This window comes from Leucobacter sp. gxy201, assembly GCF_051043335.1.
In the GTDB taxonomy this organism is placed as follows: Bacteria; Actinomycetota; Actinomycetes; order Actinomycetales; family Microbacteriaceae; genus Leucobacter.
The window spans coordinates 75,986-98,409 of record NZ_JAMXWS010000005.1 but is presented as its reverse complement, the minus strand read 5'-3'; the positions used below and the strand labels follow the sequence as shown (position 1 = coordinate 98,409).

Annotated in this window: 17 protein-coding genes; 2 read left to right on the top strand and 15 right to left on the bottom strand. The window is 70.4% G+C overall.

The annotated features are described in order from the left end of the window. The 4 genes from ctaF to erpA all read right to left on the bottom strand — a co-directional run bounded on the left by ctaF (position 1) and on the right by erpA (position 3,485). On the bottom strand, positions 1 to 423 hold the full coding sequence (gene ctaF, locus NHL51_RS09715; protein ID WP_434143319.1) for an aa3-type cytochrome oxidase subunit IV: 423 nt from the start codon (positions 421 to 423) through the stop codon (positions 1 to 3). A gap of 18 nt (positions 424 to 441) precedes the next feature. Continuing rightward, positions 442 to 2,085, bottom strand: coding sequence for an aa3-type cytochrome oxidase subunit I (ctaD, locus tag NHL51_RS09710; RefSeq protein WP_434143317.1), 1,644 nt, complete (start codon positions 2,083 to 2,085; stop codon positions 442 to 444). After that, positions 2,085 to 2,957 (bottom strand): aa3-type cytochrome oxidase subunit II, encoded by an 873-nt coding sequence (gene ctaC, locus NHL51_RS09705; RefSeq protein WP_434143315.1) that lies wholly within the window; start codon positions 2,955 to 2,957, stop codon positions 2,085 to 2,087. Before ctaC ends, ctaD begins: the two co-directional genes overlap by 1 nt. 153 nt (positions 2,958 to 3,110) lie before the next feature. Further along, positions 3,111 to 3,485 (bottom strand): iron-sulfur cluster insertion protein ErpA, encoded by a 375-nt coding sequence (gene erpA, locus NHL51_RS09700; protein ID WP_434143313.1) that lies wholly within the window; start codon positions 3,483 to 3,485, stop codon positions 3,111 to 3,113. Positions 3,486 to 3,648: 163 nt separating this feature from the next. Here erpA and NHL51_RS09695 point away from each other — a divergent pair, with 163 nt between their 5' ends. Then, positions 3,649 to 4,212, top strand: a complete 564-nt coding sequence (locus NHL51_RS09695) for a DUF3043 domain-containing protein (protein WP_434143311.1) — start codon at positions 3,649 to 3,651, stop codon at positions 4,210 to 4,212. A 110-nt stretch (positions 4,213 to 4,322) separates the two neighbouring features. Here the strand turns inward: NHL51_RS09695 and NHL51_RS09690 are convergent, their stop codons facing one another. From NHL51_RS09690 to NHL51_RS09655, 8 genes are all read right to left on the bottom strand, one after another. Further along, a complete protein-coding gene (locus NHL51_RS09690) occupies positions 4,323 to 5,366 on the bottom strand; it encodes a quinone-dependent dihydroorotate dehydrogenase (RefSeq protein WP_434143309.1) in 1,044 nt (347 codons plus the stop codon). Between the two features lie 3 nt (positions 5,367 to 5,369). Next, positions 5,370 to 5,852, bottom strand: a complete 483-nt coding sequence (gene nrdR, locus NHL51_RS09685; RefSeq protein WP_434143307.1) for a transcriptional regulator NrdR — start codon at positions 5,850 to 5,852, stop codon at positions 5,370 to 5,372. Positions 5,853 to 5,854: 2 nt separating this feature from the next. Beyond that, the gene (gene hisD, locus NHL51_RS09680) at positions 5,855 to 7,192 is read right to left on the bottom strand and encodes a histidinol dehydrogenase (protein ID WP_434143618.1); all 1,338 of its coding nucleotides are present in this window, start codon (positions 7,190 to 7,192) and stop codon (positions 5,855 to 5,857) included. Between the two features lie 12 nt (positions 7,193 to 7,204). After that, complete coding sequence (locus tag NHL51_RS09675; protein WP_434143305.1) at positions 7,205 to 8,773, bottom strand: class I SAM-dependent methyltransferase; 1,569 nt, start codon at positions 8,771 to 8,773, stop codon at positions 7,205 to 7,207. A 158-nt stretch (positions 8,774 to 8,931) separates the two neighbouring features. Then, entirely contained in the window at positions 8,932 to 9,576 is a 645-nt protein-coding gene (locus tag NHL51_RS09670) for an NAD(P)-dependent oxidoreductase (protein WP_434143303.1), read from the bottom strand. Between the two features lie 113 nt (positions 9,577 to 9,689). Next, positions 9,690 to 11,129, bottom strand: coding sequence for a glutamate synthase subunit beta (locus NHL51_RS09665; RefSeq protein WP_434143301.1), 1,440 nt, complete (start codon positions 11,127 to 11,129; stop codon positions 9,690 to 9,692). Next, positions 11,122 to 15,831 (bottom strand): glutamate synthase-related protein, encoded by a 4,710-nt coding sequence (locus NHL51_RS09660; protein ID WP_434143299.1) that lies wholly within the window; start codon positions 15,829 to 15,831, stop codon positions 11,122 to 11,124. The genes NHL51_RS09665 and NHL51_RS09660 overlap by 8 nt, the downstream gene beginning before the upstream one ends. A gap of 359 nt (positions 15,832 to 16,190) precedes the next feature. Further along, positions 16,191 to 16,955 carry an SDR family oxidoreductase gene (locus NHL51_RS09655; RefSeq protein ID WP_434143298.1) on the bottom strand — a complete coding sequence of 255 codons (765 nt, stop codon included), beginning with the start codon at positions 16,953 to 16,955 and terminating at the stop codon, positions 16,191 to 16,193. A 178-nt stretch (positions 16,956 to 17,133) separates the two neighbouring features. Here NHL51_RS09655 and NHL51_RS09650 point away from each other — a divergent pair, with 178 nt between their 5' ends. Beyond that, positions 17,134 to 17,490: an RNA polymerase-binding protein RbpA gene (locus NHL51_RS09650; protein WP_434143296.1), complete on the top strand. Its 357-nt coding sequence runs from the start codon at positions 17,134 to 17,136 to the stop codon at positions 17,488 to 17,490. A 20-nt stretch (positions 17,491 to 17,510) separates the two neighbouring features. Here NHL51_RS09650 and lnt read toward each other — a convergent pair whose 3' ends face one another. The 3 genes from lnt to tatC are packed head-to-tail and all read right to left on the bottom strand — an operon-like array spanning position 17,511 to position 22,407. Continuing rightward, on the bottom strand, positions 17,511 to 19,205 hold the full coding sequence (gene lnt / locus NHL51_RS09645; RefSeq protein ID WP_434143295.1) for an apolipoprotein N-acyltransferase: 1,695 nt from the start codon (positions 19,203 to 19,205) through the stop codon (positions 17,511 to 17,513). Continuing rightward, a complete protein-coding gene (locus tag NHL51_RS09640) occupies positions 19,202 to 21,598 on the bottom strand; it encodes a DEAD/DEAH box helicase (RefSeq protein WP_434143293.1) in 2,397 nt (798 codons plus the stop codon). Before NHL51_RS09640 ends, lnt begins: the two co-directional genes overlap by 4 nt. Next, positions 21,595 to 22,407: a twin-arginine translocase subunit TatC gene (gene tatC / locus NHL51_RS09635; protein ID WP_434143291.1), complete on the bottom strand. Its 813-nt coding sequence runs from the start codon at positions 22,405 to 22,407 to the stop codon at positions 21,595 to 21,597. Before tatC ends, NHL51_RS09640 begins: the two co-directional genes overlap by 4 nt. Positions 22,408 to 22,424: the final 17 nt, after the last annotated feature.

The window sequence follows — 22,424 nt, the reverse complement described above, 5'->3', positions numbered from 1 at the left end:
TTAGCGTGCGAAGTAGCCGCGGTAGTACTCGTACACCCAGCCGACGATGCTCACGAGGATGAGCGGCACGGCGAGGAACGTGAGCCAGAAATTGAATCCGACGCAGATTCCGAGCATGAACAGGGAGCAGGCTGCGGCGAGGAACATCGGCCACCAGCTCCAGGGGCTGAACTCGCCGATCTCGGGGTCGCCGTCATCGATGTCCGAGTCGTCGAGATCCTCGGTGAGGATGCCGCCCTGCTTCTTCTGCACGAGCATCAGGTACACGGCGATGAGACCCGCCAGGAATGCTGCACCGGTGATGGCCAGCGAACCCGCCCACTCGAAGTAGCTGTGGACCAGATAGTTCCAGACGGTGTAGACGGCACCGATGAGCGCGAAGTAGGCCGCGATCAACCAGAAGATGACGATACTTGACTTCATGACTGAATATCCTCAGTTCTAGTGCTTCTCGGCGAGCTCGCGTTCGAGCTCGCGACCGGGCTGGACGATGCCGCTGACCTCGGGGTGATTGAGATCGAACGCCGGGGCCTCCGAGCGGATGCGCGGAATCGAGGTGAAGTTGTGGCGCGGCGGCGGGCAGGAGGTCGCCCACTCGAGCGAGCGGCCGTAGCCCCACGGGTCGTCCACGGTCACCTTCGGTGCGCGGCGCGCGGTGATGTACACGTTCAGCAGGAACGGGATCATCGATGCGCCGAGGATCATGGCGCCGACCGTCGACAGCTGGTTGCCCCACGTGACGCCGTCCGAAGGCAGGTAGGTGTAGTAGCGGCGGGGCATGGCCATGACTCCGAGCCAGTGCTGCACGAGGAAGGTGCAGTGGAAGCCGATGAACAGCGTCCAGAAGTGGAGCTTGCCGAGGCGCTCGTTGAGCATCTTGCCCGTCCACTTCGGCCACCAGAAGTAGAAGCCCGCGAACATCGCGAACACGACCGTGCCGAAGACCACGTAGTGGAAGTGGGCGACGATGAAGTAGGTGTCCGAGATATGGAAGTCGAGCGCCGGCGACGCCATGATGACGCCGGTGAGGCCGCCGAAGATGAAGGTCACGAGGAAGCCGAGCGACCAGAGCATCGGCGTCTCGAACGTCATCGAGCCGCGCCACATGGTGCCGATCCAGTTGAAGATCTTCACGCCGGTGGGCACCGCGATGAGCATCGTCATCAGCGAGAAGAACGGCAGCAGCACGGAGCCGGTGACGTACATGTGGTGCGCCCAGACGGTCATCGACAGCGCGGCGATGGCGATCGTCGCGTAGACGAGGGTCTTGTACCCGAACATCGGCTTGCGGCTGAAGACCGGGAAGATCTCGGAGACGATGCCGAAGAACGGCAGCGCGATGATGTACACCTCGGGGTGGCCGAAGAACCAGAAGAGGTGCTGCCAGAGGATGGCTCCGCCCTCGCCGTTGTAGATCTGCGCACCGAAGATGCGGTCGGCGGCGAGGCCGAACATCGCAGCCGCGAGCACGGGGAAGACGACGAGCACGAGGATCGAAGTGATCAGCGTGTTCCAGGTGAAGATCGACATGCGCCACATGGTCATGCCGGGAGCGCGCATCGTGATGATGGTCGTGATGAAGTTCACGCCGCCCATGATGGTGCCGAAGCCGCTGATGCCCAGGCCGAGCACCCAGAGGTTGCCGCCGACGCCCGGGGAGAACGTGACGTCCGAGAGCGGCGCGTATGCGAACCAGCCGAACGATGCCGCACCCTGCGGGGTGAGGAAGCCGCCGACGGCGATCAGCGAGCCGAAGGAGTAGAGCCAGAACGCGAAGGCGTTCAGGCGCGGGAACGCGACGTCGGGGGCGCCGATCTGCAGCGGCATGATGACGTTCGCGAAGCCCGCGAAGAGCGGGGTGGCGAACATCAGCAGCATGATCGTGCCGTGCATCGTGAAGAGCTGGTTGTACTGCTCCTTGGTCGGAATGACCTCGAGACCGGGAGCGAACAGCTGCGCGCGGATCAGGAGCGCCAGGAGGCCGCCGATCATGAACCACACGACGGAGCTGATCAGATACATGTATCCGATCACCTTATGGTCCGTGGATGTCAACCACGAGACGATGACATTGCCCTTCTTCATCACTTCTTCTCGCTATTCGTCTGGTGTTCGTTCTCGGCCTTCGCCTCGTCGCTCTGGAAGTGAGCCTGGTTCGGGTTCAGTTCCTCGCCGGCGGTGCCGGTGTTGCCCTCTTCGCGCAGCGAGGCGACGTACGCGTCGTACTCGTCCTGCTCGACGACCTTGACCTCGAAGAGCATCATCGAGTGGTACTCGCCGCAGAGCTCGGCGCACTTGCCCATGAAGGTTCCGGTCTTCTCCGGAGTGAAGCTCATGTAGTTGGTCTGCCCCGGGATCATGTCCTTCTTGTACAGGAAGTCCACGACCCAGAACGAGTGGATGACGTCTCGTGTCTCGAGACGGATCTCGGTGGTCTTGTCGACCGGCAGGTAGAGCACCGGCACGGTCTCGGCCTTCGCCTCGCCGGTGTCATCGGTCTGCACCTGCACGCCCGAGAAGTAGACGTCGTCGTTCAGGTAGTTGAAGTCCCATGCCCAGCGCTTGCCGAACACCTCGACGACGTTCTCGGGATTGTCGTAGCGCGCCTCGATCTGCGACTGCTCCTGCGCGGTGAACGCGAAGAAGCCGAGGATCAGGAGGACCGGCACGACGGTGAAGAAGGTCTCGATCGGCATGTTGTACCGCAGCTGGACCGGCAGGCCGGTCTCGCCTTTGCGGCGACGGTAGACGATCGTGGCCCAGATGATCAGGCCCCAGGTGATGATGCCGACGATGAGCAGCACCGTCCAGGAGGTCACCCACAGGCCGGTGATGCCGTCAGTCTGGCTCGTGGCGCCCACGGATCCCTCGGGCAAGAAGCCGCGCTGCTGTTCGGGCGTGCAGCCCGCGAACGCCAGTGCAGCCGCAAGTGCCACCGGGGCCGCGACCCATTTCATTCGACGATTGGAACGCACCGCATACCTTTCGAAACTTTGTCGATACCTGCATAAGCTCAGGCGAAGCTGGTCATGTGTTACTTAGCTTAGCGCGAAGCTGAACGTTTCCCGAACACGGGAGGGGTGTCGCGGCGACTCGCGCGATTCGATCGTTCAGCTGAAGCTGTCGCCGCAGGCGCAGCTGCCCTCGGCGTTGGGATTATCGATCGTGAATCCCTGCTTCTGGATGGTGTCCTCGAAGTCGATCGAAGCGCCGTCGAGGTACGGAACGCTCATGGCATCGACGACGACCTCGACGCCGTCGTAGGCGACGACCGCGTCGTTATCGAGCTCGCGCTCATCGAAGTAGAGCTGGTAGATGAGGCCCGAGCATCCGCCCGGCTGCACCGCGATGCGCAGGCGCAGATCATCGCGCCCCTCCTGCGCCAGCAGGCTGCTCACCTTGTCGCGGGCGGCCTCGCTGAGCTTCACACCGTGCGCCTGCTCCGCGGCGCCGGTCTCCTCGGCAGCAATCGTTCCTGTAGTCATTCGACCCACTCCTTCAAGACTTGCACGTGAGGCTTCCCCTCAACTCTACCGCGCGGAGCCCGCCCGCAATGCTTCGATGTAGGCTGGTCCGGTATGCATGCGGTCGTATCGTGCGCCGCGTGCTGGATTCTTCGCGCGCGAGCGCATTTCGGAAGGGACGGGCGTGGCAGAGACGGGCGCTGAGGAAGTCGGCAACGGCAAGGAGAAGGCCACGGCCGGCAAGGGGCGGCCGACCCCCAGCCGCAAGCAGGCGGAGGCGGCGAACGCGCGCCCGATCGTCGGCTCCAAGGACAAGTCGGTGCTCAAGGAGCAGCGGCGGGCCCAGAACGAGGCGCGCGAGCGCGCCCGTATCGGCATGCTGCAGGGCGAGGAGCGCTACCTCATGCCCCGCGATCGCGGGCCGCAGCGCCGCTTCGTGCGCGACTACGTCGATGCGCGCTGGAGCATCGGCGAGTTCCTCATCCCCATGATGCTCGTCGTGCTGGTGCTCACCTTCATCCCGGGCACGCTGCAGCTCTACAGCCTCTACATCGTGTGGGGATTCGTCGGGCTCGCGGTGCTCGACGCGGTCCTCCTCGGCCTGCGCCTGCAGCGCAAGCTCACCGATAAGTTCGGCGAGGGCAAGGTCGAGAAGGGCTTCCGCTGGTACGCCGCGATGCGCGCGTTCCAGTTCCGCCCCATGCGCGCTCCGAAGCCGCAGAACAAGCGGGGCGCCTTCCCCTCCTGATCTCAGCGGCTCCGAACGAGAGCGGGGGCGCGATCCTGGATGTTCCAGGATCGCACCCCCGCTTCGTCGTTCACCGGCGCGATCTCGCGCGACCGGTCGGTCTTCGCTTTCTAGGCCCGGCTCCCCCGCCATCCGGCGCGCACCAGCCCGCGGTTGATGGCGCGCGCCCACAGCGGCCCCTCGTAGATGAACGCCGTGAAGCCCTGCACCAGCGTCGCCCCGGCCTGCAGCCGCGCGAGCACGTCGGCGGCATCGGTGACGCCTCCGACCGAGATCACGCAGAACCCGGCGGGCGCGGCGCGGGTGATGCGGTGCAGCACTTCGAGCGCTCGGCTCTGGAGAGGGGCCCCTGACAGCCCGCCGGAGCCCATCGCCTCGACCTCGTCGGCCGGGGCCGAGAGCCCGGTGCGCGCGATGGTCGTGTTCGTGGCGATGATGCCGTCGAGATCGAGGCGCACCGCGAGCGCCACGATGCCGTCGATCTGCTCGTCGCCCATATCCGGGGCGATCTTCACGAGCAGCGGCGTATCGCCCGCCGCCTGCTTGACCGCGGCGAGCAGCGGTTCGAGCATCTCGAGCTCCTGCAGTCCGCGCAGCCCCGGCGTGTTCGGCGAGCTCACGTTGACCGCGAGGTAGTCGGCGACCGGCGCGAGCCGCTCGGCGCTCCAGACGTAGTCGGATACGGCGTCTTCGACCGCGGTCACGCGGCTCTTGCCGATATTGACCCCGATGACGGGGCGGTGGCGATCGAGGCGGGCGCGTTCGATGCGCGGCAGCGCGGCCGCGGAGCCGCCGTTGTTGAACCCCATGCGGTTGATGAGGCCGCGGTCGTCGACGAGACGGAACATGCGGGGCTTCGGGTTGCCGGCCTGGGCGTGGCGGGTGAGCGTGCCGACCTCGACGTGGCCGAAGCCGATGCCGCCGAGGCCCATGATGCCCTCGGCGTTCTTGTCGAACCCGGCGGCCAAGCCGAACGGGCTCGGGAAGTCGATGCCCAGCGCGCGCACCCGCAGCGAGGGATCGGGCGCGCAGAAGCGCCGCACGATGCCGCCCGCGAAGGGCACGGCCCGGATCACGCGGAATGCCAGGTGGTGCGCGCGTTCGGGGTCCATGCGGCGGAGTACGGTCTGGAAGAGGAGCGGGTACAACCGCATGCGTCAGGCCTCCGAAGCCGTCGGGGCGGGCGATTCGCCTGCCGGGTGGGCACGCAATTCGGCGATTGCGGCATCGAAATCTGCCAACGATTCGAAGGCCTGGTAGACACTCGCGAAGCGCAGGAAGGCGACCTCGTCGAGCTCGCGCAGGTGCGGCAGTACTGCGAGCCCGATCTCGTTGGCGTCGAACTGAGCGATGCCGGTGGCGCGCACCGACTCCTCGACCTGCTGCGCGAGCACCGCGAGATCGGCGTCGGTGACCGGGCGCCCCTGGCAGGCCTTGCGCACCCCACTCATGACCTTTTCGCGGCTGAAGGGCTCGACGACGCCCGAGCGTTTGATCACGGTGAGGCTCGCGGTCTCGGTCGTCGTGAAGCGCCGGCCGCACTCCGGGCACTGCCGGCGACGACGGATCGAGAGCCCGTCATCGGCGGTGCGGGAGTCGATGACGCGGGAGTCGGGGTGGCGGCAGAACGGGCAGTGCATGATCAGCCCTCCTTCGCAGTGGTCTCGGGGGCCGAGACGGTTTCGAAGCGCGCGCTCACGGCCTCGCCGTGGGCGGGGAGCCCCTCGGCGCCCGCGAGTGCGAGCAGCGGCGTCTCGACCGCGGCGAGTGCGGCGCGGTCGTACGAGATGATCTGCTGCGGCCGCAGGAAGGTGTGCGCGCCGAGCCCGGCCGAGAAGCGTGCGGTGCCACCGGTCGGCAGCACGTGATTCGACCCCGCGAGGTAGTCGCCGAGGCTCACCGGAGTGTAGCCGCCGACGAAGATCGCGCCCGCATCGCTGATGTCGCCGAGCACGGCCTCGTCGTCGCCGGTCTGGATCTCGAGATGCTCGGGGCCGTAGGCGTTGCTCACGCGAGCGGCGGTCGCGAGGTCGTCGACGAGGATGATCGCGGACTGCGGACCGCCCAGCGCGATCGCCACGCGGTCGGCGTGCCTCGTGCGCGGTGCGCGCCGCGCGATCTCCTCGGAGACCCGCGCCGCGAACGCCTCGGAATCGGTGACGAGCACGGAGGCCGCGGCTTCGTCGTGCTCGGCCTGGCTGATGAGGTCGGCCGCGACGAACGCCGGGTCGGCCGTGCCGTCGGCGATGATCAGGATCTCGGTGGTGCCGGCCTCCGAATCGATGCCGACGAGGCCGCTCACGACGCGCTTCGCCGCTGCGACGAACACGTTGCCCGGCCCGGTGACGACGTCGACGGGTTCGAGGCCGATGGCGGGGACTCCGTGAGCGAACGCCGCGATGGCCCCTGCGCCGCCGATGGCGTACACCTCGTCGACGCCGCACAGGGCGGCCGCCCAGAGCACGGCGGGATGCGGGAGGCCGGAGTTATCCGCCTGCGCGGGCGAGGCCAGGGCGAGGCTCGGCACCCCGGCGACCTGGGCCGAGACCGCGTTCATGATGACGGACGACGGATATGCGGCCTTGCCGCCGGGAGCATAGAGGCCGACCCGCGACACGGGCTGCCAGCGCTGGCGGATCTCGGCGCCGTCGGCGAAGCGGGTGACCTGCTCGGCGGGCACCTGGGCGGCCGAGCCGCGGCTCAGGCGCGCGATCAGCTCGGTGAGCGCCGCCTCGACCTCCGGCGGGCAATCGGCGAGCGACTCGGCGATGGCCTCCGCCGGCACGCGCAACGCATGGCCTTCCACTCCGTCGAAATCCCGTGCCTGCTCGCGGAGCGATTCCTCGCCGCGCTCGGCGACGTCGGCGACGAGCGGGCGCACCCGCTCGACCGCGGTCCCGGCATCGAGCGCTGCGCGCGGGACCAGTCGGAGCAGGTCGGTGCGGGAGAGCTCCCGCCCTCGAAGATCGATAGTTCGCATCACTCGTCCATTCTACCGATCGGCGGGCGCGAGCATTCCGAGCCAAGCGAGCTCGCGCGCACCGGCGACGAGCGCCTCCGCGGCGGCTCCGGCATCGACCTCGAGGATGGTCGCGAGGGCGTCTGCGATCTGCCCGAGGCTCAGCTCCCCGTCGCAGGCCCCGACGGCGGCGGCGAGCAGAGTGTCGGCCGTGACGCGGCGGGCGATCGGCCGGTCGGTGATCAGCGTGATCGCGGTCGGCGCTTCCTCGCCCGGCCGGTGGATGCGCTCTTCGACGACGGCCGGGTCGACCGCCCAGTGCGCGGCGAGCACTGCCGCATCGGACATGCGCGCGGCGGTGACGCCCGCTGCGAAGGCGTGCTGCATCAGGGATCCGAGTCCCTCATCTGCATACCGCCCCTCCGCCTGGTCGACGTGCACGAGCGCATCTGCCCGCCCGCCGCCCGGAGCGTCGGGGCCCTCCCGGCGCACGCGCACCGCGCCGAGCCCGATCGATACGATACGGCGCGCGGCGAAGTCGTCCAGCCATGCCTCCATGAGGCGCTCGTATTCGGCATCGCCGGGTCGGGCCCCGCCGTCGCGCGCCCAGGTCTCGGCGTACTGCTCGGGCGAGAGGCGATCCCTCTCGATCACCCAGGCCGACACCGGGCCGGCCGTTCGGGCCGCGGCGTCGACCCACCCCCGCACCCGCTCGAGGCCGTTCGCGCCCCACGGCGACTCCCAGTTGGCGAGGCAGACGAGCTGGCCTCCCGGTGAGAGCAGCCCGGGAGCCCCGCTCACGACCCGTGCCGCGAGCTCGTCGCCGACGAGACCGCCGTCGCGGTACTCGTAGATCGGCGCATCGGAGCCCCGCGGGGTGATGACGAACGGCGGGTTCGAGAGCACGAGGTCGAAGCTCTCCCCCGCCACCGGGGCGAAGAGGTCGCCCCGGCGGAACTCGATGAGGCCGCCCACCCCGTTCAGCCGCGCGTTCGCCCGCGCGATGCGCAGCGCGCGCTCGGAGATGTCGGTCGCGACGACCGGCCCGCGCAGGGCGAGGTGCATCGCGACGATGCCGCAGCCCGTTCCGAGGTCGAGGCCGCGTGCGACGGCGCCCGCGGGAGCCTGGGCGATGAGCGACCGGGTCGCACCGCCGACGCCCATCACGTGGTCGGGGCGCGCCGGGCCGCGCCGCAGCTGATCGTCGAGGTCGGAGAGCACGATCCATTCCTGCGGCTCGGTCGCGACGGCGTCGGCGATGCGCACGGGGTTCAGCGAGAGCGCGGCGCGGAAGGCACCGGCTCCGGAGCCCTCGCCGGTGTCGGAATCGACGAGTCCGAGCCCGGCCGCGCCGGCGGCGCCGAGCTCGGGCAGCGCCGCCTCGATCTCTTCGGCAGCGGCGGATTCGCCGAGCAGGAACACCCGCACGAGCGTCGCCAGCGCCGACCCCTCGCGCGCGGCGAGCACCCGCCGGGCGGGGGCGAATACTCCGCGCTGCCGGGCCCCGTCGGCGGCGGGCCCGAGCAGGGTCTCCACCGCGCCGGCCGAGTATCCGGCGGCTTTCAGGTCGGCGCGCAGCAGTTCGATCAGGCTCTCATCCACGCCACCAGAGTATCGACCCCGCGCTCGCCCGCGACGTCATTCGGAGACGAGAGCCCGTTCGGATGGAAGCGCACCGATTCATCCGAACGAGCTGCAGGATCCGAGCGAGGTCGCACCGGGACTCGCACGGGCACAGGCAACCCCGCGCCCGCGCCCGCTCAGTAGGCGAAGGTGATGCGCTCGCGGCGGTGCTCCGCCGCCTCGACCTCGTCGACGACGGCGACGCCGAAGTCGGCGCCCGAAATCTGCGACTCCCCCGCATCGTCGACGAGCAGCACGTCGCCGCCGACCCGGTACTCGCCGCGGTACTCGCCCGCCGCGAAGGCGCCGAATCCACCGGCCGGGCTCACGTAGAACCAGTCGAGGTTCTCGGGCGCGGCCCGCAGGTCGTCGAGCACGCCGCTCATCTCGGCGGCCTCGGCTGTGAACGCCTCGGGGAAACCGGGGGCGTTCATCACGAGGTCGCCGCCCTCGGACTGCAGCAGCGATCCCGCGCCGCCGATGACTCCCAGGCGCACGCCGGCCGCCGCCGCCTCCGCTGCGAGGGCGGCGATCGCCGGGCGTACCTGCCCGAGCATGTCGCCGCGCGGCGAGATCGCCGCGATCACGACGTCGGAGCCCTCGATGGCCCGGGCGCGGGCGGCCTGATCGGCGATCGAACCGCGACGGTACTCCACGCCGCCGATCTGCTCGGCGACCTCGCTCCGGCTCAGGCTGCGCGCCTCGAGCCCGCGCACGGCGGCCGCCTCCAGGATGTGCGCCCCCGCGTAGCCGCTTCCGCCGATCACCGTCAACGTCGTCATGTCCAGTCTCCGCTCTGTCGTGGCTCGCGCCGTGGTTCTCACCTCGCAGATTACTCCTGCCGGCGGGGCTGAGCGAACGCGGTCGGCGGCTCCGGGGGCCGCCGCCCGCGGCGCTAGGCGAAAGCGCGGTCGAGCGCCGTGACCGGTGCGGGGAGCCGGCTCTCCCCCATCAGGAAGCGATCGACCGCCGCAGCCGCCGCCCGCCCCTCGGCGATGGCCCACACGATCAGCGATTGACCACGACCGGCGTCGCCGGCGACGAAGACGCCGTCGGCCGACGTCGAGAAGTCGGGCTGCCGGGCGAACGCTCCGCGCGTCGTCATCGGCAGGCCGTCGTCGGCGCCGCGGATCGCCTCGGGGCCCGTGAACCCCATCGCGATCAGCACGAGGTCGGCGTCGATGAGATGCTCGGTGCCGGGAGTCGGGAGGCGCCCGGCCTCGGTGTACGCGGTCTCGGCGACGCGGAGCGCCCGCACGGCACCGCGCTCGTCGCCGACGAACTCGACCGTCGATGCGAGGTAGCGGCGTTCGCCGCCCTCCTCGTGCGAGCTCGACACCTCGAACACCGCAGGATGCACGGGCCACGGCTGATCGTCGGAGCGGGAGACCGGCGGCCGCCTGCCGATCGCGAGGTTCACGACCGATGCGGCGCCCTGGCGGAGCGCCGTGCCGATGCAGTCGGATCCGGTGTCGCCTCCTCCGATCACGACGACGCGCTTGCCGCGCGCATCGAGCTCCGGCGGTACGTCGCGACGGTTCTGGGCGGTCAGGTACTCCATCGCGGTGCGGATGCCGGTGAGGTCGCCGCCCGGAAGGTCGAGGCCGCGCGGAACCGTGGCCCCGGTCGCCACCACGACGGCGTCGAATCGCCGGCGCAGCTCCTCCCAACCGAGGTCGCGCCCGATCTCGATACCGCAGCGGAACCGCGTGCCCTCGGCTTTGAGCTGCTCGATGCGGCGCGCGACGAGCTGCTTCTCGAGCTTGAAGTCGGGGATGCCGTAGCGCAGCAGGCCGCCCGGTTCCTCGTCGCGCTCGTAGACCGCGACCGTGTGACCCGCGCGCGTCAGCTGCTGCGCGGCGGCGAGCCCGGCCGGGCCCGACCCGATGACGGCGACCGTGCTGCCCGTGAGACGCGCGGGCGGCTGCGGCTGCACCCAGCCGTTCGCGAAGCCCTCGTCGATGATGCTGTTCTCGATCTGCTTGATCGTGACGGCCGGCTGGTTGATGCCGAGCACGCACGCCGACTCGCATGGCGCCGGGCATGCGCGGCCGGTGAACTCCGGGAAGTTGTTGGTCGCGTGCAGGCGTTCGAGCGCCTCGCGGCCTCGTCCGCGCTGCACGAGATCGTTCCACTCGGGAATCAGGTTGCCGAGCGGGCATCCCTGATGGCAGAAGGCGACGCCGCAGTCCATGCAGCGCGAGGCCTGGCGCGCGACCATCTCGGGGTTCGCCGGGTCGACCACCTCGCGCCAGTCGAGGAGGCGCAGAGCGACGGGCCGCTTGGGGGCGAGCTCGCGATCCCTGGTCTTCAGGAAGCCGTGCGGATCAGCCATGGGTGGCCTCCAGGATCTCGGCCCAGACCCGATCGCCGTCGGGGTCGGTGCCGTTCTCGCCGGCGCGACTGCGGATCTCGAGCACTCTCGAGTAGCCGCGCGGGATCAGTCGGGTGAATCGTGCGAAGGCGGTTTCGGGGTCGGCCGCGATCTGCGCGAGCAGCGCGGCGGCCCGGGGCGAGCCCGTCTGCTCATGATGCCGTTTCAGGAGTGCGCGTACCCGCTCCCGCAACGGAAGGAGGGCAGCGTCCGGTACTCCCGGGTCTCCTGGCAGCCCCGGCCCGCGTGCGAGCGTGGCCACGAGGAGCGCGCCGCTCGCGACCTCGGCAGCGTTCAGATCGGCCCGGTCGAGGTCGAGGACGACCGCTTCTCCGCCCGACATGCCGGCGCCGATATTGCGGCCGGTCGGCCCGATGATCAGGGCGAAGCCACCGGTGAAGTATTCGAGCGCGTGGTCGCCCGTTCCTTCGACCACGGCGGTGGCCCCGGAGCCGCGCACGAGGAACCGCTCGCCGGCGCTTCCGGCGATCCAGAGGCTGCCGGCCGTGGCGCCGTAGCCGATGGTGTTGCCCGCGATGACATCGGATTCGGCGCCGTCGGCGGGCGTCGGCGCCTCGGGATGCGGCCTGATGACGATCTCGCCGCCCGACAGTCCCTTGCCGACGTAGTCGTTCGCGTCGCCGATGAGCCGCACGGTGATGCCCGGCGGCAGGAAGGCGCCGAGCGACTGCCCGGCGGAGCCCGTGAGGGTGATGTCGATCGTCTCCGGTGCGAGGCCCGCGGCTCCGTGGCGCTTCGTCACCTCATGGCCGAGCATCGTGCCGACCGTGCGGTCGGTATTGCGCACGGGCAGATCGATGACGACCGGTTCGCGGCGCTCGAGGGCGTCCGCGGACATCTCGATCAGGGATCGGTCGAAGTGCGCTGCGAGGTCGTGCTCCTGCTCGCGCCCGTTCCGGCGCGGCTCCTCGGGCGGGAACTCGGGCCCGCGCAGGATCGGCGTCAGGTCGAGCCCCTCGGCCTTCCAGTGCCGGATCGCCGCATCGACGTCGAGCGCCGCCGTGTCTCCGACGGCTTCCGCGATCGAGCGGTAGCCGAGGGACGCGAGGATCTCGCGCACCTCTTCGGCGATGAAGCGGAAGAAGTTCGCGACGTGCTCGGCGCGCCCCGTGAAGCGCTCGCGCAGCTCGGGGTTCTGCGTCGCCACGCCGACCGGGCAGGTGTCGAGATGGCAGACGCGCATCATGATGCACCCGGAGACGACGAGCGGCGCGGTCGCGAACCCGAACTCCTCGGCGCCGAGCAGGGCGGCGATGACCACGTCGCGGCCCGTCTTGAGCTGCCCGTCGACCTGCAGCACGACCCGCTCGCGGAGGCCGCCCAGCATGAGCGTCTGCTGGGTCTCGGCGAGCCCGAGCTCCCACGGGGAGCCGGCGTGCTTCAGCGAGTTCATCGGGCTCGCGCCCGTACCGCCGTCGTGCCCCGATACGAGGATGACGTCGGAAAGGGCCTTGGCCACGCCCGCCGCGACCGGGCCGATGCCCGACTGCGACACCAGCTTGGTCGAGATGCGCGCGGCCGGGTTCGCCCGTTTCAGGTCGAAGATGAGCTGCTTCAGGTCTTCGATCGAATAGATGTCGTGGTGCGGCGGTGGCGAGATGAGGCCGACTCCCGGAGTGGCGTGGCGCGTGCGGGCGATCCAGGGGTACATCTTCTGCGGCGGCAGCTGCCCGCCCTCGCCGGGCTTCGCTCCCTGAGCCAGCTTGATCTGGATCTCGTCGGCGTGGGTCAGGTACATCGAGGTGACGCCGAAGCGCCCCGAGGCGACCTGTTTGATCGCACTGCGGCGCCGCGGATCGAGCAGGCGGTCTTCGGCCTCGCCGCCCTCGCCGGTATTCGATTTCGCGCCCAGCGAGTTCATCGCGATCGCCAGGGTCTCATGGGCCTCGGGCGAGATGGAGCCGTAGCTCATCGCCCCCGTCGCGAAGCGCTGCACGATCTCCGAGACGGACTCGACCTCCTCGAGGTCGACGGGCGGGCGCTGCGGCGCGAACGCGAAGAGCCCGCGCAGCGTCATCAGGCGGTGCTGCTGCTCGTTCACCCGTCGCGTGTACTCGGTGAAGATCTCGCGCCGGCCGCTCTGCGTGGCGTGCTGCAGCTTGTAGATCGTCTCGGGGTCGAAGAGGTGGGGCTGCTCGCCCCGGCGCCAGCGGTACTCGCCGCCGGTCTCGAGCCGCTGGTGCGCGAGCGGCGCCGAGTCGTCGGGGTATGCAGCGCGGTGGCGCACCGCGACCTCGGCCGCCAGCACGTCGAGGCCGACGCCGCCGAGCTTCGTGGCGGTGCCGGTGAAGTAGCGGTCCACGATCTGCCGGGACAGGCCGATGGCTTCGAAGGTCTGCGCCCCGCAGTACGACGCGACGGTCGAGATGCCCATCTTGCTCATGATCTTGAGCATCCCCTTGCCGAGGGCCTTGATGAGGCGCGCGATCGCCTCCTCCTCGGTAAGGCCGGGGAGCGTCCCGTCGCGCACGAGCAGGCCGACGGTCTCCATCGCGAGGTACGGGTTCACCGCGCCCGCGCCGTAGCCGATGAGGGCAGCGACCTGGTGCACTTCGCGCACGTCGCCGGCCTCGACGATGAGCGAGGTGCGCATGCGCTGCCCTTCGCGGATCAGGTGGTGATGCACCGCCGCGACCGCGAGCAGGGAGGGCACCGGTGCGAGATCCTTGTTCGAATCCCGGTCGGAGAGGATCAGGAAGTCGGCGCCGGCCTCGACGGCGGCGCTCGCTTCGAGGCACATCGCGTCGAGGCGGTCCGCGAGCCCCGCTGCGTCGGTGTCGACCGGGTAGAGCCCGCGGATGGTGACGGCGCTCTCGCGCACGGGGTCGTCGCGCCAGGCGTCTCGGAGGCCGCCCGCGCGGCCGGTGCCGCCGGCGGAGTGCGCTCGGGGCTCGCCGAGGTGCTGCAGGCGGGCGAGCGCGGTGTTGTCGATGACCGGGAAGTCGAGCACGACCTGCCTCGCGTGGTCGGCGGAATGCGCGAGCAGGTTCGCCTTCGGCCCGATGCTCGTCACGAGGCTCGTCACGAGTTCTTCGCGCAGCGCGTCGAGCGGCGGGTTGGTGACCTGGGCGAACTGCTGCACGAAGTAGTCGCTGAGGAGCCGCGGACGCTCGGAGAGCGCCGCGATCGGCGTGTCGGTGCCCATGGCGGCGATGGGTTCGGCACCGTCGCGCGCCATCGGCGCGAGCAGCAGCCGCACCTCCTCCTCCGTGTAGCCGAAGGTGCGCTGACGCCGCTCGATCGAGGCCGGCGGGTGCACGAGCCGTTCCCGCTCGGGCAGCTCGTCGAGCCGGATGCGGCCCCGGGCGAGCCACTCGCCCCAGGGCGCGAGCCCCGCGAGTTCGGCCTTCACCGCGGCATCGTCGCGGATCTCGCCGGTCGCGAGATCGACGGCGAGCATGCGCCCCGGCCGCAGGCGCCCGCGGCGGATCACTCGCGCCGGCGGGAGATCGAGCACACCGGTCTCGCTGCCGATGACGAGGAGGCCGTCGTCGGTCACGAGGAAGCGGCCGGGCCGCAGACCGTTGCGGTCGAGCAGCGCGACGAGCTCGTCGCCGTCCGTCGCGATCATCGCAGCCGGCCCGTCCCACGGCTCCATCACGAGGGAGTGGTACTCGAGGAAGTCGACGAGATCCGCGGCGAGCCCGGTCTCCGATTCCCAGGCCTCGGGCACCATCATCGCGAGCGCGTGCGGCAGTGAACGGCCGGCGTGCACCAGGAGCTCGAGCACCTCGTCGAAGCTCGCGGAGTCGCTGCCGCCTTCGGTGCAGATCGGGAGCAGCCCGTCGATGCCCCCGAGCGCCGGGGACGCGAGCTGCGCCTCGCGGGCCCGCATCCAGTTGCGGTTGCCGCGCACCGTGTTGATCTCGCCGTTGTGCGCGACGAGGCGCAGCGGCTGCGCGAGGTGCCATGACGGGAAGGTGTTCGTCGAGTACCGGGAGTGCACGATCGCGAACCGGCTCGTGAAGCGTTCGTCGCTGAGCTCGGGGAAGAAGCCGGGAAGCTGCAGCGTCGTGACCATGCCCTTGTACACGATGGTGCGGCTCGAGAGCGAGGGCAGGTAGCACCCGGTCTCGTGCTGCACGCGCTTGCGCACGCGATAGGCGCGCAGCTCGAGCTCCGACGGAGCGAGTGCGCGGCCGGGCGACGGCGCGAGCACGAGCTGCTCGATGCAGGGGCTCGCGGCACGAGCGCCCTCGCCCAGGATCTCGGGGCGTACGGGCACCTGCCTCCAGGCGATCGCGTCGAGCCCTTCCTCCGCTGCGATCGCGGCGATGCGGTACTGCACGGCGCGCCGCTCGGTCGACAGCCGCGGCAGGAACGCCAGCCCGGCGGCGTACGCGCCGGGGGCGGGCAGCACGACCTCCGGCTGTTCGGCGGCAAGCTGCTCGCGCAGCAGCACATCGGGGATGTCGCTGAGGATGCCGGCGCCGTCGCCGGTGCCCGCATCCGAGCCGACGGCGCCGCGGTGCTCGAGGTTCTCGAGCGCGCGCAGTGCGAGCGAGACGATGCGATGGCTCCGGGCGCCGTCGAGCGACACGACCGAGGCGAGGCCGCAGGCGTCGTGCTCCTCCGTCGGATCGTACAGTCCGGTCGCCTGCGGCGGCACGCGGCCGCCGGGGCTCGTTCGATCTGTGCGCATGCGATGTCCTCCCGGTCGATGGGACATCGTCGGCCCGAGTTGAGCCGCACCTCTGGGGTGCTTCAGGACTTCGACGTCCGCCAGAAGCACGGCGGCTGGAGATTCAACGGTAGCACTCGTTTGTTCGCTGAAAACCTATCTTTTCTGCAGTTCATTGCTCGCATTCTGCCATCAGCACGATCATGACGCAGATTCTTCGGTAGATCGATCCAAGAACCGAATCACACCGTCGCCCGAAACCGGCGCGAAACAAACATTTTCCGGCACCGAAACAACGCGCAGCGCCGCAGGCCCCGGCGATCCGGAGGCTGCGGCGCTGCGACGGCCCAGCTGGGGACGAATGCGTGATCTGGTGCGGACTACTCGGCGGTGAAGCTCGAGACGTCGCCCACGAGGCGCGTGTGGTCCTCGGGCACCGGCTCGACGGCTGCGCGCGCGACCTCGGCAGCGAACTCGGCGACGTTGTACAGCCTGCCCGCCTGTTCGCGCCGCTCTTCGATCGCGCCCGGGTTCATGCGGTTGAGCAGCGTCGCGGTGACAGTGCCCTCGATCATGTCGCCCGAGACCACGACGAAGCCGATGCCGCGCGCCTCGAGCTCGCCGATGCGCTCGCGCAGCGCGTCTTCGCCCGCGCGCTTCGACTCGGCGACCGGAACGTACTCGGCCATGGTCGGGGTGGTGCGGATGAAGTGCGCCTGATGGCTCGTCACGAATACGACGCGCGATCCCTCGCCCATGAGCGGCAGCGCCGCGTCGAGCACCGAGAGCTGCGCATCGCGGTTGAGCTTCAGAGCGTAGTCCTCGGCCATGCCGCCCTCCATGCCGCCCGATGCGTTGAGCACGAGGATGTCGAGCCCGCCGAGCTCCTCGCGCACGGCCGCCATCATGCCCGCGACCGACTCGGGGTCGGTGAGGTCGGCCCCCTGCACCAGGGCGCGCACGCCGTTCTCGCGCAGCGCGGCGGCGAGCTTCTCGGCCCGCGGCGCCTTGTTGCGGAAGTTCACGACCACATCGGCGCCCGCCTCGGCGAAGTAGCGCACGGTGTCGGCGCCGACGCCTCGGGACGAACCGGTCACCAGCGCGCGGCGGCCGCTCAGGCTGCCGGGTTCAAGAATCTGAGTCAACGAAAGCTCCTCGTCGTTTCGAATGGATGCCTCCAGCGTAATGGAACCGCCATGCATCGCAGGGGTGTCGCCCCCGACGCGAAACGAGTACGCTGAAAATCACGGCAGGGTCGCCTCGAGAGTCGAGTCGCCCCGTCGACCCATCGCCGCAGGTGGCGCGAGCAACGAGGAGGTCCTCATGGCCGACCGGACGTTACGAGGCACACGCATCGGGGCTACGAGCCTCCAGGGAGAGGTGGGCGTCGAGCTCTCACCGCGGCGGCCGGTGGAGTATCTCACCGACCGCGGTCGCCGATTCACGGTCATGTTCGACGCCGACGCGGAACCGCCCACCGAGTGGACCGAGCTGAAGAGCGGCGAACTCGGCTTCCTCGACGACGAGGCCGGGCGCACCGCCCGCGCCGAGTTCGCCGAGAAGGAGTCGTCGCAACGCACGCCGTGGGACATGCTCATCGAGCGCCGCTCGCGCGAGGAGCTCGAAGAACTGCTCGAGGAGCGGCTGCAGCTGCTCCGCGCACGTCGCGGCAGCGTATAGGCGGTTCGCCGGGCGACGGCCTACCCGCGCGGAGCCGCCCGCATCGCGATGCGCATCGTGACCGGTACGAGCAGGCCGAACGCACCCACCGCGAGCCAGAACCCGGCGATCGCGGCGCCGAAGCGCAGCGCCGGAGTCTCGCCGGTGACGAGCGGCACTTCGGCGACCATCGCCCCCGCGGTGTGGGGTGCGAGGGCGTCGATGCTCTGCCCGTTCGGCAGCACGATCGCGCTCGTGCCGACGGTCGAGATGTTCACGAGCGCGCGCCCGGTCTCGACGGCGCGCAGCCGTGCGATCGCGAGCTGCTGCGCGCTCTCGTCGGTGCGGCCGAAATCGGCGTTGTTCGTCTGCGCGAGGATGACCTCGGCGTCATCGCCGACCATCGCGACGGCCTGCTGATCGAAGATGATGTCGAAGCAGATCGCGAGCCCGGCCTGCACGGGGCCGCTCGGCGTGTCCACGCCGAACGCCGCGGGCCGGGTGCCGGGGGTGTAGTCGAGCTGCACGAGGTCGATGAGGTCGGGCACGATGGCGTGGAAGAACTCGCGGTTCGGCATGTATTCGGCGAACGGCACCGGGTACCGCTTGTCGTAGCGCACGCCCGTATCGCCCTGCGCATCCCACACGAGCGCGCTGTTCGTGAAGACGTCGGCTCCGCCCTCGCTGTCGCGCAGTACCGAGCCCAGAACGATGGGCGCCCCCGCCCGCGCCGCGAGCCGTTCGATGCGCTGGGAGTTGCGGGGGTCGCTGCGCACCTCGAACTCGGCGCTGTTCTCGGGCCACACGATCACGTCCACGCTCTCGCCGCGCGCTTCGAGCTCGTCGACGAGCCGAGTCGTCGCATCGAGATGATCGCGGATCACCGACCCCGACTCGCGGTCGTCGAAGATCGCCGACTTCGAATTGCCCTGCACCGCGGCGACCCGCAGAGCGCCGCTCTCGGAGAGCGGCGCGATCGGCACGAGCGCGAGCACGGCGAGCAGCGCCAGGGATGCGCCGACGGCCCGCAGCCCGAAGCTGCGTCGCGCGGGCGCCGCATTCGCCGGGCGCGCGAGTCGGAAGCACGCCGCGACGGGCAGCGCGCACGTGAAGACGATGAGGCCCGAGAGACCCGCGAACCCGAGCCACGACACCGACTGCTCGAGCGGCGTGCCCGAGAACAGGTGGGCGACGCGGCCCCACGGATAGCCGCCGTAGGGCGATGACCCCTGGACCTGCTCGCGCAGCACCCACAGCCCTGAGGCGACGGCCGACTGCAGCACGGCGACGAGACCTCCGCGACGTGCGAGCCCCGCCGGCGACTCGGGGCCGAGGAGCCAGAGGGCGAGGGTGCGCGTCGCCGCGGCGATCAGGGCCCCGCCGAGCCCGAACCAGAGCGTCATCAGCGCGCTCAGCGCGAGCCACGGGATCGGCCCGAGGTACAGCGTCAGCCACGAGATCTGGAGCGCCCAGAACACCGCACCGGCGACGAGGCCCGCGACCAGTCCGAAACCGGCGCGCTGCTGCCAGACCGCAGCGAGCACGAGTACGACGGCGGGCAGCGCGAGCGGCCACCAGGCGAGCCCGGGCGATGCGACGTCGAGCAGTGCCCCGCCCGCCGCGGCCGCGAGGAGGGCGGCCCCGCGCCGCAGGGATCGCGGCGCGCTGGATTCCCCGGCGCCGGGGCGCAGCAGGGCGCGCGCGAACCGCGGAGCGGACGCCGTGGACGCGCTCATGCGGTGCTCGAGGCTTCGACGATGCCGCGGCGCACCGCGCGCCTCGCGCCCCGCGCCGACTGCGCGAGCTCGCCCAGCCGATCCTCGTCGATGCCGGCCTGCAGCATCGCCTCGCAGGCCTGCGCGATCTGATCGAGCAGGTCGACGGTCTGCTTCGTCCAGCGCACGAAGTCGCCGGCGCCGATGCCCGAGGCTTCGAGCACATGCTCGATCGGCGAGCCCGAGGCCCAGGAGTGCATCGCCGAGGCGAGCCCCGCATGCGGCATCTCGGCGCGCGGCAGCCGGTACCGGTCGGCCAGATCGTCGAGCTGCACCCAGGCGTCGAGCACCCGGTCGTGCGCCGCCGCGAACGCCGCGCCCCCGGGGAGCCGCGGCTCGCCCTCGTCGTCGCGACGCGGTTCATAGCTCAGCATGCAGCACATGGCCGCGATGCCCGCGGTGTCGAGCCCGCGGAACAGGTCGTGCCGCACGCACTCGGCGACGAGCACGTCGCGGTCGCCGTAGATGCGGCGCAGCAACTCGCCCCATGGGGCGACGACGATCTCGCCGCCGTGCTTCCCGGCGTCGACGGCCTCGAGGTATTCGAGCTCGAGCAGCTGCTCGACGACCCGGTCGAACGTGCGGGCGATGGTGCCGGTGCGCGAGGCGATCTGGCGCCGCCCGCGCTCGATGCGCCGACGCAGCTTGCGCGCCCGATCTTCCCACCGCTTGCGGTCGGAGCCCTGGGCCCGCTGCGCCGCGGCATCGTACCCCGCGAGCGAATCCTGCTCGGCGCGCAGTTCGCGCGCCTGGTCGACGACCGCGCGGTCGGCCTGGAACTGGGCGAACGAGAGCTCGAGCATGTCGCGCGCCTGCTGCCGGTCGAGGCGCTGCAGCAGGTTCACCGCCATGTTCGCCGTCGGCCGGAAGCTCGACCGTACCGGGAACGAGCGCGCCCCCGCGAGGTGCGCGAGCGATTCGACGTCGACGCCCTCGCTCCACACGACCACGGCGTGGCCCTCCACATCGATACCGCGGCGCCCGGCGCGGCCGGTCAGCTGCGTGTACTCCCCCGAGGTGAGCGGCACGCGCTGCTCGCCGTTGAACTTGTCGAGCCGTTCGATCACGACGGCGCGCGCCGGCATGTTGATGCCCAGCGCGAGCGTCTCGGTCGCGAACACGAGCTTCACGAGGCGGCGCTGGAAGAGCTGCTCGACGACGGCTTTGAACGAGGGCAGCATGCCGGCGTGGTGGGCGGCGACGCCGCGCTCGAGACCGGCGAGCCACTCGCGCACGCCGAGCACGCGTCGTTCCTCCTCGCTCATGCCATCGATCTCGGCACGGGCGACGCGCCGGATCTCCTCGCGCTCCTCGCGCGTCGTGAGGGCGATGCCCTCGTACAGGCACTGCCGCACGGCCTGGTCGCAGCCCGCGCGACTGAAGATGAAGACGATCGCCGGCAGCAGCCGCGTCTCATCGAGCGCCCGTGCGATATCGCCGCGCGACACCCGCTTCGCCCGGCGCACCGGAGCGCCGCCGCGGGAGCGCTCGCGGTTCGACGCGCCGTAGCCGTGCGAGCCGCCGCCGCGCCCACGATGACCGCCGCCGCGATGGCCGCGGCCGCCGCGACCGCCCTGCGCCCCCCGACCGCGGTACTCGTCGCCGGAGGGGCGCGATCCCTGTCGATTCGAGCCCTGCGACCTGCCGCCGTGCTCGAGCATGCGCACCTCGGGATTCACCCGGCCGTTCGCCCCGCTCGATGCCTCGCCGTCGCGGCCCACGTACAGCGGCAGCAGCGCCTTCGAAGTGAGCACGTGCTGGTAGAGCGGTACCGGGCGGTGCTCCGAGAGGATGACATCGGTGTCGCCGCGCACCGCGTGCATCCAGTCGCCGAACTCCTCGGCGTTCGACACCGTCGCCGAGAGCGATACGAGGCGCACGGAACGGGGCAGGTGCAGGATGATCTCCTCCCACACCGCGCCGCGCCATCGGTCGCCGAGGTAGTGCACCTCGTCGAGCACGACGTAGGCGAGCCCCTCGAGCGCTCGGCTCTCGGCGTAGATCATGTTGCGCAGCACCTCGGTGGTCATCACCACGATCGGGGCGTCGCCGCGCAGGTTCGTGTCGCCCGTGAGGAGGCCGACCTCGTCGTCGCCGTACTGCTCGCACAGCTCGCGGAACTTCTGGTTCGACAGCGCCTTGATGGGCGCCGTGTAGAAGATGCGCGCATCGCGCTCGCGCCTCGCGAGGTGGACCGCGAACTCGGCGACGGTCGTCTTGCCCGAGCCGGTCGGGGCGGCGACGAGCACGCTGCTGCCGGCCTCCAACCGCTCGCACGCGGTGCGCTGGAACTCATCGAGCGGATAGTCGAGTCGGGCGGCGAACGCGTCGAGCGCCGTGGCCTCCCCGCTCACGCGGCGCTCCCCGAATCGTCGAGGCCGTAGCCCGCGAATTCGGCCGCCCGCTTCTTGTCGACGCGGCGGTCGTGCAGCAGCGCGACGCCGACCGCGATGAAATAGAGCACGATCATCGGCACCGCGAGGATGAACATGCTCCACACGTCGGCGGCCGGGGTCGCGATCGCGGCGAACAGGATGATGACGAGAATCGCCACGCGCCATCCCTTCAGGATCGTGGCGCCGCGCACGACGCCGATGAGGTTCAGCATGACGAGCAGCACCGGCAGTACGAAGCCGATGCCGACGGCGATGAGCAGGCGGATCGCGAACTCGAGGTAGGTGCGGGGGTTCAGATAGAACGCATCGCCCTCGGGCTGGAAGCTCGCCATCAGCCGCACGATGTTCGGCAGCACGAGCCAGCCCGCGTAGGCGCCGCCGAGGAACAGCGGCACGGCGGCGGCCAGGAACCCCACGCCGTACAGCTTCTCGCGACGGGTCAGTCCCGGCGCGAGGAAGGCCCAGATCTGGTAGAGCCAGATGGGCGACGCGATGAGCACGGCGATGAAGAGCGCGATCTGCATGCGGGTGTCGAAGCCGCTCGAGATGTCGCCGTAGGCGATGATCGCGTCGCGCCCCATCGCTTCGAGATCGTCGATCGGGCGCCGCAGCAGTACCCAGACCTGAGTCGAGAGCACCCAGCCGGCCGCCATGCCGACGACGATCGCAATGGCCGCGATCATGAGGCGCCGACGGAGCTCGACGAGGTGCGCTCCGAGGCTCATGCGCCCTTCGGGGTTGCGCCCCTTGCGCACTTGGGTGGCCATTCGTTCAGTGTATCCGG